13 protein-coding genes are annotated in these 15,394 nt (G+C 45.8%); 8 read left to right on the forward strand and 5 right to left on the reverse strand.

Going from position 1 to position 15,394, the window contains the following annotated elements:
- Nucleotides 1-89 precede the first annotated feature (89 nt).
- Entirely contained in the window at nt 90-1,064 is a 975-nt protein-coding gene (cysB, locus tag SHAL_RS08335) for an HTH-type transcriptional regulator CysB (RefSeq protein WP_012276711.1), read from the forward strand.
- Between the two features lie 95 nt (nt 1,065-1,159).
- On the opposite strand, the gene SHAL_RS08340 is transcribed toward cysB, so the two are convergent.
- Entirely contained in the window at nt 1,160-2,536 is a 1,377-nt protein-coding gene (locus tag SHAL_RS08340; RefSeq protein WP_012276712.1) for an L-serine ammonia-lyase, read from the reverse strand.
- A 404-nt stretch (nt 2,537-2,940) separates the two neighbouring features.
- Between SHAL_RS08340 and nagZ the strand changes: the two genes are divergently transcribed.
- The 3 genes from nagZ to SHAL_RS08355 all read left to right on the forward strand — a co-directional run bounded on the left by nagZ (nt 2,941) and on the right by SHAL_RS08355 (nt 5,014).
- A complete protein-coding gene (nagZ, locus tag SHAL_RS08345; RefSeq protein WP_012276713.1) occupies nt 2,941-3,948 on the forward strand; it encodes a beta-N-acetylhexosaminidase in 1,008 nt (335 codons plus the stop codon).
- A 73-nt stretch (nt 3,949-4,021) separates the two neighbouring features.
- Nucleotides 4,022-4,558 (forward strand): alpha/beta hydrolase YcfP, encoded by a 537-nt coding sequence (ycfP, locus tag SHAL_RS08350; RefSeq protein WP_012276714.1) that lies wholly within the window; start codon nt 4,022-4,024, stop codon nt 4,556-4,558.
- A gap of 186 nt (nt 4,559-4,744) precedes the next feature.
- Nucleotides 4,745-5,014, forward strand: a complete 270-nt coding sequence (locus tag SHAL_RS08355; protein ID WP_012276715.1) for an acylphosphatase — start codon at nt 4,745-4,747, stop codon at nt 5,012-5,014.
- A gap of 2 nt (nt 5,015-5,016) precedes the next feature.
- Here the strand turns inward: SHAL_RS08355 and SHAL_RS08360 are convergent, their stop codons facing one another.
- From SHAL_RS08360 to SHAL_RS08370, 3 genes are all read right to left on the reverse strand, one after another.
- Nucleotides 5,017-6,033: a peptidoglycan binding protein CsiV gene (locus SHAL_RS08360; protein WP_012276716.1), complete on the reverse strand. Its 1,017-nt coding sequence runs from the start codon at nt 6,031-6,033 to the stop codon at nt 5,017-5,019.
- Nucleotides 6,034-6,035: 2 nt separating this feature from the next.
- Nucleotides 6,036-9,509 (reverse strand): transcription-repair coupling factor, encoded by a 3,474-nt coding sequence (gene mfd / locus SHAL_RS08365; protein ID WP_012276717.1) that lies wholly within the window; start codon nt 9,507-9,509, stop codon nt 6,036-6,038.
- 89 nt (nt 9,510-9,598) lie between these two features.
- Entirely contained in the window at nt 9,599-10,207 is a 609-nt protein-coding gene (locus SHAL_RS08370) for a hypothetical protein (RefSeq protein WP_012276718.1), read from the reverse strand.
- A 238-nt stretch (nt 10,208-10,445) separates the two neighbouring features.
- On the opposite strand from SHAL_RS08370, the gene SHAL_RS08375 reads away from it, so the two are divergent.
- From SHAL_RS08375 to lolE, 3 genes are read left to right on the forward strand one after another with little or no spacing between them, the layout of a single operon-like run.
- Nucleotides 10,446-11,669: a lipoprotein-releasing ABC transporter permease subunit gene (locus tag SHAL_RS08375; RefSeq protein WP_012276719.1), complete on the forward strand. Its 1,224-nt coding sequence runs from the start codon at nt 10,446-10,448 to the stop codon at nt 11,667-11,669.
- A 59-nt stretch (nt 11,670-11,728) separates the two neighbouring features.
- Entirely contained in the window at nt 11,729-12,427 is a 699-nt protein-coding gene (gene lolD / locus SHAL_RS08380; RefSeq protein ID WP_041415919.1) for a lipoprotein-releasing ABC transporter ATP-binding protein LolD, read from the forward strand.
- On the forward strand, nt 12,424-13,677 hold the full coding sequence (lolE, locus tag SHAL_RS08385; protein ID WP_012276721.1) for a lipoprotein-releasing ABC transporter permease subunit LolE: 1,254 nt from the start codon (nt 12,424-12,426) through the stop codon (nt 13,675-13,677). The genes lolD and lolE overlap by 4 nt, the downstream gene beginning before the upstream one ends.
- A 147-nt stretch (nt 13,678-13,824) precedes the next feature.
- Here lolE and SHAL_RS08390 read toward each other — a convergent pair whose 3' ends face one another.
- Nucleotides 13,825-14,205 carry a SpoIIAA family protein gene (locus SHAL_RS08390; RefSeq protein ID WP_012276722.1) on the reverse strand — a complete coding sequence of 127 codons (381 nt, stop codon included), beginning with the start codon at nt 14,203-14,205 and terminating at the stop codon, nt 13,825-13,827.
- Nucleotides 14,206-14,425: 220 nt separating this feature from the next.
- Here SHAL_RS08390 and SHAL_RS08395 point away from each other — a divergent pair, with 220 nt between their 5' ends.
- Nucleotides 14,426-15,340: a M14 family metallopeptidase gene (locus tag SHAL_RS08395; RefSeq protein WP_012276723.1), complete on the forward strand. Its 915-nt coding sequence runs from the start codon at nt 14,426-14,428 to the stop codon at nt 15,338-15,340.
- Nucleotides 15,341-15,394 lie beyond the last annotated feature (54 nt).

The following is a 15,394-nucleotide window of genomic DNA, read 5'->3' on the forward strand; positions in this document are numbered from 1 at the left end:
GCCTTGTACTATAACCAATAATTATAGTTAAATGCGTCATTACTTATTTATTAGACAGGTACTTCGCCTGCCCATTGGAAGGATAAAAGATGAAGTTGCAGCAACTTAGGTATATTGCAGAGGTCGTAAATCACAATCTCAATGTTTCTGCTACCGCGGAAAATCTGTATACATCTCAGCCTGGTATCAGTAAACAAGTACGTATGCTTGAAGATGAACTAGGGATCCAAATTTTTGGGCGTAGCGGCAAACACCTCACTCATGTTACCCCTGCGGGTCAGCAGGTGATCAACATTGCCAATGATATACTTGGTAAGGTTGAAAGCATCAAGAAAGTGGCAGAAGAGTACACTAAGCCCGATCAAGGTGAACTCAATATCGCCACCACAGATACCCAAGCACGTTATGCATTGCCGCATATCATTCGAGGCTTCATTGACCGTTATCCTAAAGTTAACTTACATATGCACCAAGGTACGCCATCACAGATCAGTGAGCTGGCCGCTAGAGGCGATGCTGACTTTGCGATAGCGACTGAAGCAATGCACCTGTACAGTGACTTGATCATGCTGCCTTGTTATCACTGGAACCGCTCTATTGTGGTAACGCGTGATCATCCGTTGGCATCGAGAAGCAATATTAGTATTGAAGATCTCGCTCGTTTCCCCTTGGTCACTTATGTATTTGGCTTTGATCGTGCATCTGAAATCGAAAAATCCTTTAACCGCGCAGGGCTTGAACCAAGAGTCGTCTTCAGTGCAACCAGCGCCGATGTGCTGAAAACTTATGTAAGGCTTGGACTCGGTGTCGGAGTGATTGCCTCGATGGCGATTGACGAGCATATGGATAAAGATTTAGTCGCAATCGATGCCAGTCACCTATTTGCCCATAGCACGACTAAGATAGGTTTTAGGAAAGGAAACTTTCTACGCACTTATATGTATGATTTTATTGAGTATTTCGCTCCGCACTTGACTCGTCCCGTCGTTGAGCAAGCCGTAGCGCTAAGAGATGCGCAGCAGATAGAGGCGATGTTTAAAGATATTGAGCTTCCAGTGCGCTAACAAAACATAAAAGCATAAAAAACCTCGCTATTGCGAGGTTTTTTGTTTTTAGACGTTAAGCTATTGAGTTATACCAACTATACAAAAGTCAGTGATTAACACTCTACGATATTAACCGCTAGGCCGCCCTTAGCGGTTTCTTTGTACTTACTACGCATATCTTTACCGGTATCCATCATGGTCTTAATCACCTTGTCGAGTGAGACCTTATGGTTACCATCACCTCGCATCGCCATGCGAGAGGCATTAATCGCTTTTACCGCACCCATAGCATTACGCTCGATACAAGGCACCTGTACTAGGCCGCCTACAGGGTCGCAGGTTAATCCTAGGTTATGCTCCATACCGATTTCTGCGGCATTCTCAACATGTTCAACAGTGCCGCCCATGATCTCAGTCAGCGCGGCAGCGGCCATAGAGCAAGCTACACCAACTTCACCCTGACAGCCGACCTCAGCGCCAGAGATAGATGCGTTCTTCTTATAAAGAATACCAATTGCAGCGGCGGTAAGCAGGTAGCGAGAGCATACGTCTCTATCGACTTCTTGCACAAACATGTCGTAATAACACAGTACCGCCGGAATAATACCTGCAGCGCCATTGGTTGGAGCGGTGACAACGCGATCGCCGGCGGCATTTTGCTCGTTAACTGAAAGTGCAAATAGGTCGACCCAGTCCATCGCCGTGAGTGGATCAACACAGTTTCTGCCTTCTGCCTTCAAACGGCGGTGAAGTGAAGGTGCACGGCGTCTAAGCTTGAGCCCGCCAGGCAGTATGCCTTCTTTTTGGTAGCCACGTTCGACACAGGTCTTCATGGTTTGCCATATTTGCCACAAATTGTCGTGAATATCGTCAGCATCGGCAATGCTCAGTTCATTGGCCATCATGAGTGACGAAATGCTGAAGCCATTTTCAGTGCAAAGCTCGAGCAAATGCTGGGCCGAGTCGAAATCAAAAGGAGCCGATTTAATGGGAGCCGCAGGTGAAGCATCTTGGGCTTTAATTTCATCCTCATCGAGAATGAACCCGCCGCCGACAGAGTAATAGGTGCGATCATAAACGCATTGGCCATCTTTATATGCATATAAGGTCATAGCATTGGCGTGAGCGGGGAGGCTCTTACGTCTATGGTAAATAATGCCGTTAGCACGTGTAAAAAGTACCTCTCGACCAGAGGCAAGGACTAAGCGTTCATTGTTACTGACTTGCTCTAGAATTCCATCAATGCGGTCTGTATCAACGGTATCAGGGGCTTCACCCATTAGGCCTAAGATCACCGCTTTACCTGTACCATGGCCTTTACCTGTTTGACCTAAAGAGCCAAACAGTTCTGAACGTAACTCATCTATGCTGTCGAGGTGATCTAATGCTTGTAGTTGTTCGATAAATATATTGCCGGCTTTCATGGGACCCACAGTGTGAGAACTTGATGGTCCGATGCCAATTTTGAACATGTCGAATACACTAATCATGCTAAACCTTTATTACTCTAGTCGTTATAATTATTACCCATTCGCTAAGATATAACTGAAGATAGAACTCAATGGAGGAATGACTCTATTCTTGATATATTTCATTTCTTCAGCGTGTAGCAACGATACTTAATGTTAATCTTAGTCGCTTGAATTAATTGATGTAAAAAAGTATCCCATACTTTGGCTTTTTCTCTATCATTAGTTTTTTTGTATGCAATTTTCAAACATTAGATAAGCTAATTATACTTTATTAACAAAATCGTCGTTTTTTAGGCTGCCATTTTTTAAATAATGGTTGTTTAACATGTGTTTATTGCTCATTCTGTTATGAGAAAAGGACGAGGCTATTCCAAGTTTAGTTAGACTATAGCGACATCGTGATTAAAAATTTAGAGGGTTATATGAGTTATTTGATGTTAGATATCGAGTCCACGGAGCTCAGTGCAGCTGAATCGGCGCAATTAGCTCACCCTATGATAGGTGGATTGATTCTATTTAGTCGTAATTATGTTGATCGCGTCCAACTTGTCACCCTTATTCAGTCTATTCGCGCGGTTCGTCCCGATATCGTGATTGCCGTCGATCATGAAGGTGGCAGAGTACAGCGTTTTCGTGATGGTTTTACGGTTCTGCCTGCGATGGGAGATATTTTACCCGCTGCAAAAGGCGATATGGCACAGGCCAAGGAGTGGGCTACAGAGCTAGGCTATCTAATGGCTATTGAGTTATTGGCTGTTGATATCGATTTGAGTTTTGCCCCCGTACTCGACTTAAATGGTGTTAGCCAAGTGATAGGCACAAGAAGTTTTAGCCCTGATAAGACTGAGGTGGTAGAACTTGCTGGTGCATTTATTGATGGTATGGAACAAGCGGGTATGTGCGCGGTTGGCAAACATTTTCCAGGCCACGGCAGCGTCGAAGCCGACTCGCATATTGCTAAGCCAGTTGATGAGCGCACAAAAGATGATATTTTTGCTAATGACATGCAGCCATTTAAGGCGTTAATCGCCAAAAATCGATTACAAGGCATTATGCCTGCACATGTTATTTATCCTAAAGTCGATAGTCAGCCTGCGGGTTTCTCTTCATTTTGGTTGCAAGACGTACTGCGTCAGCAATTAACGTTTAACGGCGTCATTTTCTCTGATGACCTAGGGATGAAGGGCGCTGCAGTGGCTGGTGGATACACGGCAAGGGCGCAGGCTGCTCTCGATGCGGGCTGCAACATGATTTTAGTGTGTAACGATAGCGAAGGAGCGACTGAGGTACTCAATAACGTTCAGTGGCCGAGTGATGATAAGGGCCTTAGTGCAAACTTACTAAAGCCAGAACTGAGCCGAGTGACCAGAGCCCTTGAAGACAATACACGTTGGGAGCGTGCAAAAGCTATTGCTAAAAATTTGATTTAACGCAACACAGATACAAGTTCAGCTTGCTAAGTTAGCAGTTAGTTATGTACACAAAATTATTTGGAGCACGAGAATGATCCTTTATCTTCATGGGTTTGACGCAACAAGCCCAGGTAATCACGACAAGATGCGTCAGCTGCAATTCATTGACGATGATGTACGTTTAGTGAGTTACAGCACCCAGCATCCCAAAAACGATATGCAGCATTTACTTAATGAAGTGAGTAAGCAGATCGCATCATCTGATGATGAGTCGCCGTTAATTATAGGCGTAGGTTTAGGCGGTTACTGGGCTGAGCGGATTGGTTTTTTAAATGGAATTAAGTCGGTACTCATTAATCCAAATTTGAAGCCTCAAGAGAATATGGTCGGCAGTATTGATAGACCAGAAGAGTACAGCGATATCGCCAATAAATGTGTGAAGGGCTTTCGTGATTTGAACACGGGTAAGTCGCTGTGTATTTTAGCAAGGCAGGATGACGTTAATGACAACACGCAAGTCGAGTCTGCGTTAAAGGATTATTATTCTATTGAGTGGGATGAAGAGCAGCAGCACAAATTCATATCTCTTGCGGCCCAGCTAAATCGAATTAAAGAGTTTAAAGACTAATCTTTCAGTCTTGGTACTTTAAGCCCAATAGAGCCACTTATAGCAATCTTGCTGTAGGTGGTTTTTTTATGGGGATATTTTGCTCAATGCAGGGGTTTGGGTTATCTTATTTATAAGTTAAATCTTGATATTAGTTAAACAAACCCTCGATAGGGATTGCACTAACGCTCATATAAGGAACTGGCGATGAAGCGTGTCATGATTAAAGTGAAAGGGAAAGTACAAGGTGTTTCCTATAGGCAAAACACACTGGTTCAAGCCAATGCTCTGGGCGTGACGGGATATGTGAGTAACCTGAGTGATGGCTCGGTACAGATCTTAGCCCAAGGTAGCCAGCTAGCCGTGGATAAGCTGATTAGCTGGTGCTATATAGGCGCACCCATGTCTCGAGTTGAAGCGGTGGTGGTTGAAGAGGACGAGGCAGATGAGATCTACCTCGACTTTTCAATTATTTAGCTTTAAATGCTTGCTTCGGGTAAGGTCGCGGTGTCCATGCTTGTTTCTGCGACTTTAGCGGTAGGAGGCTCCATTTTTCTTATCTGAATGATCATCCCCATCTTAGGATGGTCAAAATAATGCACCTCATCACTACGCACGCGACGATTTTGCACCATAGGAATAGAGTAAAGGTAAGGTGTCGTCACTTCTTGAGGCGTTGTTTCTGCTGTTCCTGTCCCGGTTTCTATCTCATTAGCAGACGCTCTGAGCTCATTTTTAGCCACTAAAACGGTTTTGCTACCCGGTTCACGTAATCTAAAGTCAGTTTCGATAAACAGATAGTGCTGCAGATAGATATTGATTGTGCCGTCAAACTTCCACACCGGTTTGTTGGCATCATTGCTAAGCTGTGAGCCCATAAAGTCAAAGTTGCCAAACTCAGAGCTGGGATCTGTAGCTTTAATAGGGTGGCCGTTAAATTCATACTCTTCAGAGTAATCATGACCCGAATACAACTTAACGGGAACAGCGCGATTACGCGGAAGCATAGATTGCTGCCAAGTCATATGTAAAAGGCTATGGGTGCCTTTTTCGCGAGAAATCGTTGCCATAATATCTTGAAACTGACTTTGGCTCTGAGCCAGTAACACAGCGCCATCACCTAAATGCGCGATAGCAGGCTTTGCCGCCGCTATCTGCATCGGCACATCCGCCATCGCTTTATGGTTCGCACTGCTCATCTGCTCATTGCAGTTTACGCTGTCGGTCGCCCAATCAGTTGAAGTACAACCGTTAAGCCCCATACTCACCGCGGTTAAGTCAGTGCTGACCATAGGCGTGATAAAGTCGACGGTTTTTCGGCTACGTGCTTCAGTGATCTTCGTAGGCCATTGCTCTACGCTGGGTACATCGCGTTCGAAGATATAGACTTCGACCTCAAACCAGCGCTCCTCTGCTGCAAAGGCACTTACAGATAGGCTGGATAAAAGGCTAACAGCTAAAGCTGCGCTTAGCTTGTTTTTAGATAGTCCTAACACGATCATTCTCCAAGACGATGTTGAAACAACTGCTCAATTAACAGTTTGAGTAATGCGAGCCTATCTTTTGCTGTTTCAGAAGGCATAGCAAATTTTAGCTTATTGGGCCCGTCCATTCGATATACTTGGGGCTGAGTTTGCAGTAAGCCGATGATAAAGGTTGGGTCAACCTTGTTATTTTCACCAAACTCTATACTACCACCTTTAGCATGCATTTCGATTTTTCTTAAGCCTAACTGTGTGGCTAAGTGCTTATAAAGCGTCATTTCCATCAAGTTTTTGGTGGCTTCGGGTAACATACCGAAACGATCAATCAACTCGACTTTTAATTCATCAAGGGCTTTAGCGGTTTCACAGTTGGCAATGCGTTTATATAAAGATAAGCGCATGTTGACGTCAGCGACATAATCTTCTGGCAATAGCGCAGGAATTCGCAGCTCAACTTCACATTGATGACGTAGCATCTGGTCAAGCGACGGCTCCTTGCCCTGTTTTAGTGACTTAACCGCATCCTCTAGCATCTCCATGTAGAGAGTAAAACCAATCTTGGAGATATGGCCACTCTGTTCGTCACCAAGCAGTTCACCGGCACCACGAATTTCTAAATCCTGGGTAGCCAGCATAAAGCCTGCACCGAGATCCTCTAACGCGCCAATGGCTTCAAGACGTTTACGGGCATCTTTTGTCATTCGCTTTGGATGAGGTGTCATCAAATAGGCATAGGCTTGGTGATGCGAGCGTCCGACACGACCACGAAGCTGATGCAGTTGCGCCAAACCAAAGTTGTCAGCCCGTTCAATGACGATGGTATTGGCCGATGGCACATCAATACCGGTTTCAATAATGGTGGTACACACCAATACGTTAAAGCGTTGATGATAAAAATCAGACATCACCCGCTCAAGTTCACGCTCACGCATCTGACCATGGGCGGTAACAACTCTTGCTTCAGGTAAGAGTTCGCTAATTTCAGCTGCGCGCTTTTCAATGGTTTCAACACTGTTATGCAAGAAGTAGACTTGGCCACCCCTTAAGATTTCACGCAGTAATGCCTCGCGGATAGTGGCTTCATCGTATTCTCTGACAAAGGTTTTCACGGCGAGTCGTTTGGCTGGCGGGGTCGCAATGATCGACAAGTCACGCATACCCGACATCGCCATATTTAATGTGCGAGGTATAGGGGTCGCCGTTAGAGTTAAGATATCGACATTGGCTCGTAGCGCCTTGATCTTCTCTTTTTGTCTTACGCCAAAACGGTGCTCTTCATCGATGACCAACAAGCCTAAGTTCTCAAACTTAGCCTCCGATTGCAGCAATTTGTGGGTGCCGATAACGATATCGACTTTGCCGTTGAGCAAGTCTTTCATCACCTGAGTTTGCTCTTTCGCCGTTTTAAAGCGAGACATCACTTCAATCTTAAATGGCCAGTCGGCAAAACGGTCTTTAAAGTTCTCATAATGCTGCTGAGCCAGCAGGGTCGTCGGTACTAAAATGGCGACTTGTTTGCCATCATTGACGGCAACAAAGGCGGCTCGCATAGCCACTTCTGTCTTACCAAAGCCCACATCACCACATACTAGTCTGTCCATCGCTGTTGGTGAGCGCATATCTTCAAGTACCGCATTAATTGAGGTCTCTTGATCAACGGTTTCTTCATAAGGGAAACTATTGGCAAATTGGGCGTATTCTTCTTGGTCAATGTGGCAAGCTTCACCAGGACGTGCTTGCCTACGGGCGTACACATCAAGCAGCTCTGCAGCGACATCGCGAATTTTCTCAACCGCTTTTTTCTTCGCTTTGGCCCAAGTTTCATTACCGAGTTTGTTAAGTGTTGCCTCTTCATCTGGACCAACACTGTAGCGACTGATGAGATGCAATGATGACACTGGCACATAGAGTTTATCGCCGCCTGAGTATTCAAGTACAAGGTACTCGGCAACGAGGCCGCCAGTGTCTAAGGTTTCTAAGCCTTGATAGCGCGCTACACCATGATCTAAATGAACAATGGGTTGGCCGACTTTGAGCTCGGCAAGGTTCTTAACCAGTGCATCGGAGCTTATCTGGCGCTGTTTATCACGACGGCGTCGCTGTGAAATACGGTGACCAAAGAGCTCGGTTTCGCAAATTAAACTAAATTTGCCACCCGTTTTCTTCTCAACGATGCAGCCTTGGGCCAGCGGAGAAACAATCAGACCCAGTTTTGTCTTGCTGGCGACGAACTCATCGAAGTGACTAAACAGTTTAGGCTTGATATCAATCTTAGCGAGCAGCTCTAATAGCGCTTCACGGCGGCCTTCTGATTCGGCACTAAATAGGAGGCGATCGCCCAGTGCCGCATATTTATCAAGCTCGGTTAACGGCTGTTTGAGTTTATGATTGGCGCTGATATCCGGAAGTTTGCTGACTTTGCCTTGTAGAGCCGTGCCAGTATAGGTTTCATTTTTAAGCCCAAAGCGAGGCAGGGCCTTAAAAGAGGAAAAAACCTGCTCTGTAAGCAGGTACAGCTCTTGCGGTGCTAACAATGGTCTTAATGGATCGACGCGCCTATCTTCATAACGCGCTTCAACCTCATTAAGGTGCGATTGAGTCGCTGTTTCAATATCGCCTACGGTGACAAGCTGAGTTGAGTCGGGCAGGTAATCAAATAAGGTCGCGGTTTCATCAAAAAATAGCGGCAGATAGTTTTCAATACCGGCAGGCATGGTTTTCTTGCTGACCATTTGATAAATCGACCCCGGCTCTTTGACCAAGACTTCAAAGCGGCGGCGATATCTTTGTCGAAAACCTTCGATGGCGGCGTCATCGGTTGGAAACTCTTTTGCTGGCAGCAAGCGGATCGCATTTATCTCTTTACTTGAGCGCTGAGTTTCGGGGTCAAAATTGCGGATAGTTTCCACTTCATCATCAAATAACTCGATTCGAAAAGGCTGGCTCGAGCCCATAGGGAAAATATCGATGATAGAGCCGCGCACGGCAAATTCGCCATGCTCATAAACTTGCTCAACCACATGATAGCCGGTATTTATTAATTGCTCTCGCACATCCAAAAGACGATATTTATCGCCTTTTTCGAGCATCAGAACATTGCCGGTAAGGAATGATTGCGGCGGTAGGCGCACCATTAAGGTGGTGACGGGCACAATGACAACGCTTTGCTGAGCTTGAGGGATCCGTGATAGGGCTTCGAGTCGCTGAGAAACCAGATCTTGATGCGGCGAAAAACTATCGTAAGGCAGTGTTTCTCGGTCAGGGAACAGCCAGATCGGTATTGATTGCTCACTGAGTAAATAACTTAGCTCAGCTTCGAGACCGATAGCGTTAGGCGTATCGGCAGTCACGACCAAGGTCACCCCCTGGTGTTGCTTAGCAATATTGGCGATGGTTAGCGCTTGGGCTGCGCCGCTAAGTGTACACAGCGTTTGTGCCAATTTGGCACTCTTGACCGCTGGTGGAGTCAATACGGAAAAAGCATTCATTAAGGCGAGGAAACAAGTCCATTAGCAGTAAAGTTGCTAAGTATTGTAGAGGCTTGTTTCAACTCATGCCAGTGAAAATTCTGTTTGTCTTAGCGGGCTAACTTGCGCAGTTTAAGTTGCTTCTGCTGTATGCTTAAGCTGGCTTTGACCAGTTGTTCTACATCGCTGTCTTGGATCACACTAAAGGCCAGTTCACAGGCGTATTGAGCAGGCTTAGCTTCTGAAGTTGTTTCAGAGTTAGCTTGTGTATCGGCTTCAAGCAAGGTGCAGCTTTTCACTTTAGCAAGGCATAACAGAGCCACGAGCTCCTCTTTAATGTGCAATGTCACTTGAAACATCTGTCCAAGTTCAATTGGCGCAGTGCTAACAAGGGTAATACCACTACCACCGAAACGGCTGCCGTTATAGCGGGTTCCCTCATATTCCTCTTTGGCCATGACGTGTTGCAGCACCATGTCAATCTTACGGGACTGTAGCTTTAAAAACTCCACCACAGCTTTTGCTTCGTCATCGAGGTGGCGCAGCTGTATAAGGCAATCTGATTCAAGGGCGTTAACATCGCTAATAAGCTGTAAGCTGGTGGGCAACATCATAGCTAGTTGCTCGGGCGACGGTAGTGGTTTAGCACTATCCCAAGGACTCAAATAGACATCAAATGGATGATTAATACTAAAATAGGCTGTAGAGTCGGTTAACAAGGGTTTTGCCTCTTGTTTTTAGGGGGCTAATACCCCTATTATCGTGCGCATCTTTATGAATTAGCAAGGTTAGACACACAAATGTCTTAGTATTTAATCAGTATTAAGAAGATATTGAGGAAATATTAGTTCTTTTTGCGAAGCGCTGGGGATCTGTTATCCCATTTTAATGGGGGCTAGCCAGTTAATTACCATGGCTATCGAGCTCAGCTTAAGTCGATTATATTTGGGTTTTTTAATGAATTTTTCATTATCGTTTTATATTGGTTATCGCTACTGGCGAGCACGTAAATCCAATGCATTTGCATCATTTATTACCATCTTTGCCGTCTCTGGAATTTTACTCGGTGTCGCAGCACTCATTGTGGTCAGCTCTGTTATGAACGGCCTTGAAGGGCAGCTTAAACAGCGGATCTTAGGTGCCGTGCCGCAATTAACCGTGCATTCGCAAACCGCGATTGTTGATTGGCCTGAACAAGTCGCCAAGCTGAACGGGCTTCCCGGCATCATTGGCGCGACCCCCAGTATCACTACTCAAGCCATGGTGCAATCGCCGAGTAATATTGGCGCTGCGCAGATTTATGGGATCTATCCAGAGCAGGAAAAAAGCTTACCCAATACTACAAAGCAGGTTTATTCCGGTGATTTTGATGCACTAGAGTCTGGAAAATATCGCATTATTTTAGGCGCGGAACTCGCTCGAATGCTCGATGTTGTCCCCGGGGATAAAATTCGCGTGCTGAGCGGCGATGGCGTGGTGTATACACCACTTGGCCCAGTGCCAAGCCAGCGCAAGTTTACCGTGGCTGGCGTATTTGAGATGGGTTCACAAGTGGACGCTACGCTTGCCTATGTCCATCATGATGACGCTCAGCGCTTGATGAGACAAAAAGCAGGTGAAATTAAAGAGTTGCGCTTGTATCTAGATGATCCTTTTAACGCCGCTAAAATAGCGCCTGAAGTGATTGACCAATTTGCCGTGCCTGTGACTACAACGGATTGGCGTGACACTTACGGCCACCTGTTCGGCGCGGTTAAGATGGAAAAGAACATGATGTCTTTAATGCTCAGCCTGATTATCGCCGTTGCCGCATTCAATATTGTCTCTGCCTTGGTGATGATGGTGGTTGATAAAACCACTGACGTTGCCGTGCTCAAGACTCAAGGCTTAACGACAGCAAATGTGATGGGGATTTTTATGATCCAAGGCTCGCTCAATGCTGTTATCGGCCTCATCTCCGGTGTGGCGGTCGGTACTTTGCTAACCCTTAACTTAAACACCATCACTCAGGCACTTGGGATCTCCATCTTAGGAGCAGGTCAAAATTTACCTGTGCAGCTTGAACTAAGCCAGCTGACGTGGATTGTAGTCGGTACATTAGTGATCACGCTGGTTGCCACCGTTTACCCCGCAATTAGAGCGGCGAATGTGCAGCCTGCTACCGCGCTTAGATATGAGTAGCAAGGATACGAGTAGCGGATATGACTAAGAACAGAATAAGTTACAATAGCGAGTTAACAATGAATCAAGAATTATTGCTACAAGTCAGTGGTGTCAGCAAACGTTATCAAGAAGGCTCTGTCGATACTGAGGTTTTGCATAATGTTGACTTACAGGTATTTAAAGGTGAGCAACTGGCTATCGTCGGTAGCTCAGGTTCGGGTAAGAGTACCTTGCTGCATATTATGGGGACACTTGATAGCCCAACCAGTGGCACGGTCACTATGCTTGGGGAAGACTTGTATAAGTTATCGAGTCAGCGTCAAGCCAAGATACGCAATGAAAATTTAGGGTTTATCTATCAGTTTCATCATCTATTACCTGAATTTACCGCGCTTGAAAACGTTTCTATGCCAGCGTTAATTCAAGGCCAACGTCGTAAACAAGTTGAAGCCAAAGCTAAGTCACTGCTCGAGCGCGTGGGGTTAGGGCACAGGCTAAGCCATACTCCGGCAGAGATGTCTGGTGGTGAGCGTCAACGGGTGGCGATTGCCAGAGCCCTGATTAATGATCCTAAGTTAGTGCTAGCAGATGAGCCCACGGGTAACCTCGATGCCAATAGCGGCGAAGCCGTGTATGAGCTGATCACTGAACTTGCCGCGCAGCTGGGCACAGCATTTGTTGTAGTGACTCACGATCAAAGCTTAGCGGCAAGAATGGATAGGCAGCTGCATATGAAAGATGGCCGCTTGGTGCAAGCCGAGGAACTTAACGCATGAGAAGTTTGTTAGCGATGTGGGTTGGCTGGCGCTTCTATTTAGCGCGTCAGTCCAATCGATTTATTAACTTTATCTCGTTTGCGTCAACCGCGGGGATCGCGCTCGGTGTGACCGTGCTTATCGTCGTGTTATCGGCGATGAATGGTTTTGAAAAAGAGTTAGAGCATCGCTTGTTAGGCGTAGTGTCACATGGTGAGTTAATTGGTGTTAATGAGCCGATTCATCAATGGCAATCCATCGTCAGTGATGCCAATAAAGTGCCGGGGATCACCGCCGCTGCGCCGTTTGTGCGTATGCAGGGTTTAGTACAAAAAGTCGGTGGCTTTCAAGCTTTGACTGTACTGGGGATCGACATCAACACCGAATCCAAAGTCTCGAACATTCAGCAGTTTATGTCTGCCAAGAGCTGGCAGAGCCTAGGCGAGCAAAACACTAATAATATCGTTCTTGGTAAGGGATTAGCTAAGAGTTTAGATTTAAAGGTTGGTCAGTCGTTAAGCTTGTATATGCCCAATATCAATGGCCAGTCACAAAGTAAAATTGGCGCGGCTAAAAGTCATCGTTTCGTGGTTTCGGGCATTTTTGAGCTTGGCGGTGAGCTGGATATGACCACAGCTTATATTCCGATGCAATATGCCGCAAAGACCTTGAACTTAGGTGACAACGTTTCGGGTGTGCGCATTAAAGTTGACGACGTATTTGCTGCACCAAGACTGATAAGAGACTTAGGTTATAGCCAGCAGCAATATGTGTATATTTCTGATTGGACTCGCACTCAAGGTCACCTATATCAAGATATTCAACTGGTGCGTATGGTGATGTATCTGGTGCTTGCGTTAGTGATCGCCGTGGCTTGCTTTAATATTGTGTCGACCTTAGTGATGGCGGTGCGAGATAAACAGTCCGAAATTGCTATCTTACTCACCATGGGCATGAGAAAAGCATCAATCATGCTGATCTTTATCGTCCAAGGTGCCTTTAATGGCATTTTGGGCTGCGCCATTGGCGGCGTATTAGGGGTGATGATTTCGCTTAATTTAAGTGCCATAGCACGCACGATAGAGTCAGTATTAGGCGTTCAGCTGTTATCGGCAGATGTATACTTTATTGATTTTTTACCTTCGCAGCTAAAAAGTGGTGATGTGATAACCGTTGTCTGTTTAGCCTTTGTGATGAGTGTTATCGCGACTTTATATCCTGCGTGGAAAGCGAGCCAAACTCCGCCTGCGAGAGCATTGGCCGGAAGATAATTCCGCTAGGTATAAGCTCTGCAAGTTTAAAAATAACGCCAGCATCTGCTGGCGTTGGTCTTTTTGGCTTACCTATTGCCGTAGAGGAAGCAATAAAGAAAGCAACAGATGAGGCAACAAGGCGTTAGAGGGCTTATTTTAGAGGGCTTATTGATGTAGCCAAGTGAGCGCATCATCTTCATTCTCAAAAAACTTGATTTCTCCTGCGACAAACCAGCGCCCTAGTTTTGTGGCGGTTTCTTGCCAGCCTTTATTACCATATAGGGCGATTTTAACAAATTGATTGCCATGCTTAAGCCCCAGCTTAAAGTCATCCCAAGCGGCGCTAAGCTCCCAACCTTCAAGCTCTGTCGCATCGAATAAGGCTTTAATCTTAGGTTGCTTGACCTCAGATAGTGCCGAGTCAATCACAGGGGTAATCGCAAGGTAATCGCTGTGGGTAAGTTTACCCTTGGCTTTTAAGGTTAAGAAAAACTCGTCACTCACTCTCTCTATGCCGATAGAGAAACCGTGTCTTAGTGCATTCATATAGACTCTCCTTGTTAGATAACCCGCTTCATATAGTCTTTGTTGATTTGATCACACTCGCGCCATGAAAACTAATCCAGACAACTGCATTGATATCGATGAATATCACGTTTATGCTTTCGAGCAATTTAATCTCGCCTGTTTAGCGATAAGGTTAGATGGCATTTGGTAATTAGTTATAGAAGAGCTTGGAGCGAAAACCAAGCCAAAAGGAAGAATAATGGAGCAGCAAGCATATTCAATTGGTGTGAAAGGCAAAAAGTGGGGCGATGCAGAAAAAGCGCAGTGGTTTAATGCTCAGTCGATTAAGCGCTCTTACCAAGATGAAGTCGTGAGTAAAATTCTAGCCCTTAAAGACCGCTTTGACGTCGAGCAATACGGCGCGCTTTCATACGATGCTAAGCGTTATCCTTTATTTGCGGTGAAGACGCATAACTGGGATGCAAACAAAGCCACTATTTTAGTGACAGGTGGCGTGCATGGCTATGAAACCAGTGGTGTTCAAGGCGCCATTCGCTTTATTGAGACTCAAGCCGCAAATTACAGCGATAAGTTCAATATTTTAGTCACACCTTGTATTAGCCCTTGGGGCTATGAAACCATTAACCGCTGGAATCCAAAGGCTATTGACCCTAACCGCTCTTTCTATGCTGATAGCTCGGCAGAAGAGTCTGCAGCGTTAATCAAGCTGTTAGCGGAGCTGGGTGTCGAGATGTTTGCCCATATCGACTTACATGAAACCACCGATACCGATAACAGTGAATTTAGACCTGCATTGGCAGCGCGTGACGCGGTAGAGCACACTAACTGGAATATACCAGATGGATTTTACTTAGTTGGCGATACCATCAATCCGCAAGATGAATTTCAAACGGCAATGATTAAATCGGTAGAGCAGGTGACACATATTGCTCCAGCTGATGATAGCGGTAAGTTAATTGGTGTGGACTTGGCCCAGTTCGGGGTAATTAACTACGCCACTAAGGCACTTGGCCTATGTGCTGGGGTGACAGACGCTAAATATGTGACGACCACAGAAGTCTATCCTGATAGCCCATTATCAGATGATGAAAACTGCATTGTAGCGCAAGTGGCGGCGATAACGGGTGGACTGGATTACTTGCTAACGCTGTAGTCACTACTCTTTGAGCTATTCACTGAAGTGAGCAGCTTTGATACAAAGGCCTCG

This window comes from Shewanella halifaxensis HAW-EB4 (assembly GCF_000019185.1).
Classification (GTDB): domain Bacteria; phylum Pseudomonadota; class Gammaproteobacteria; order Enterobacterales; family Shewanellaceae; genus Shewanella; species Shewanella halifaxensis.

Excerpts from the sequence above, each read along its gene's own strand:
- cysB (WP_012276711.1), top strand. The coding sequence starts at position 90 with ATGAAGTTGCAGCAACTTAGGTATATTGCAGAGGTCGTAAATCACAAT.
- SHAL_RS08340 (WP_012276712.1), bottom strand. The coding sequence starts at position 2,536 with ATGATTAGTGTATTCGACATGTTCAAAATTGGCATCGGACCATCAAGT.
- nagZ (WP_012276713.1), top strand. The coding sequence starts at position 2,941 with ATGAGTTATTTGATGTTAGATATCGAGTCCACGGAGCTCAGTGCAGCT.
- ycfP (WP_012276714.1), top strand. The coding sequence starts at position 4,022 with ATGATCCTTTATCTTCATGGGTTTGACGCAACAAGCCCAGGTAATCAC.
- SHAL_RS08355 (WP_012276715.1), top strand. The coding sequence starts at position 4,745 with ATGAAGCGTGTCATGATTAAAGTGAAAGGGAAAGTACAAGGTGTTTCC.
- mfd (WP_012276717.1), bottom strand. The coding sequence starts at position 9,509 with ATGAATGCTTTTTCCGTATTGACTCCACCAGCGGTCAAGAGTGCCAAA.
- SHAL_RS08375 (WP_012276719.1), top strand. The coding sequence starts at position 10,446 with ATGAATTTTTCATTATCGTTTTATATTGGTTATCGCTACTGGCGAGCA.
- lolD (WP_041415919.1), top strand. The coding sequence starts at position 11,729 with ATGAATCAAGAATTATTGCTACAAGTCAGTGGTGTCAGCAAACGTTAT.
- lolE (WP_012276721.1), top strand. The coding sequence starts at position 12,424 with ATGAGAAGTTTGTTAGCGATGTGGGTTGGCTGGCGCTTCTATTTAGCG.
- SHAL_RS08390 (WP_012276722.1), bottom strand. The coding sequence starts at position 14,205 with ATGAATGCACTAAGACACGGTTTCTCTATCGGCATAGAGAGAGTGAGT.
- SHAL_RS08395 (WP_012276723.1), top strand. The coding sequence starts at position 14,426 with ATGGAGCAGCAAGCATATTCAATTGGTGTGAAAGGCAAAAAGTGGGGC.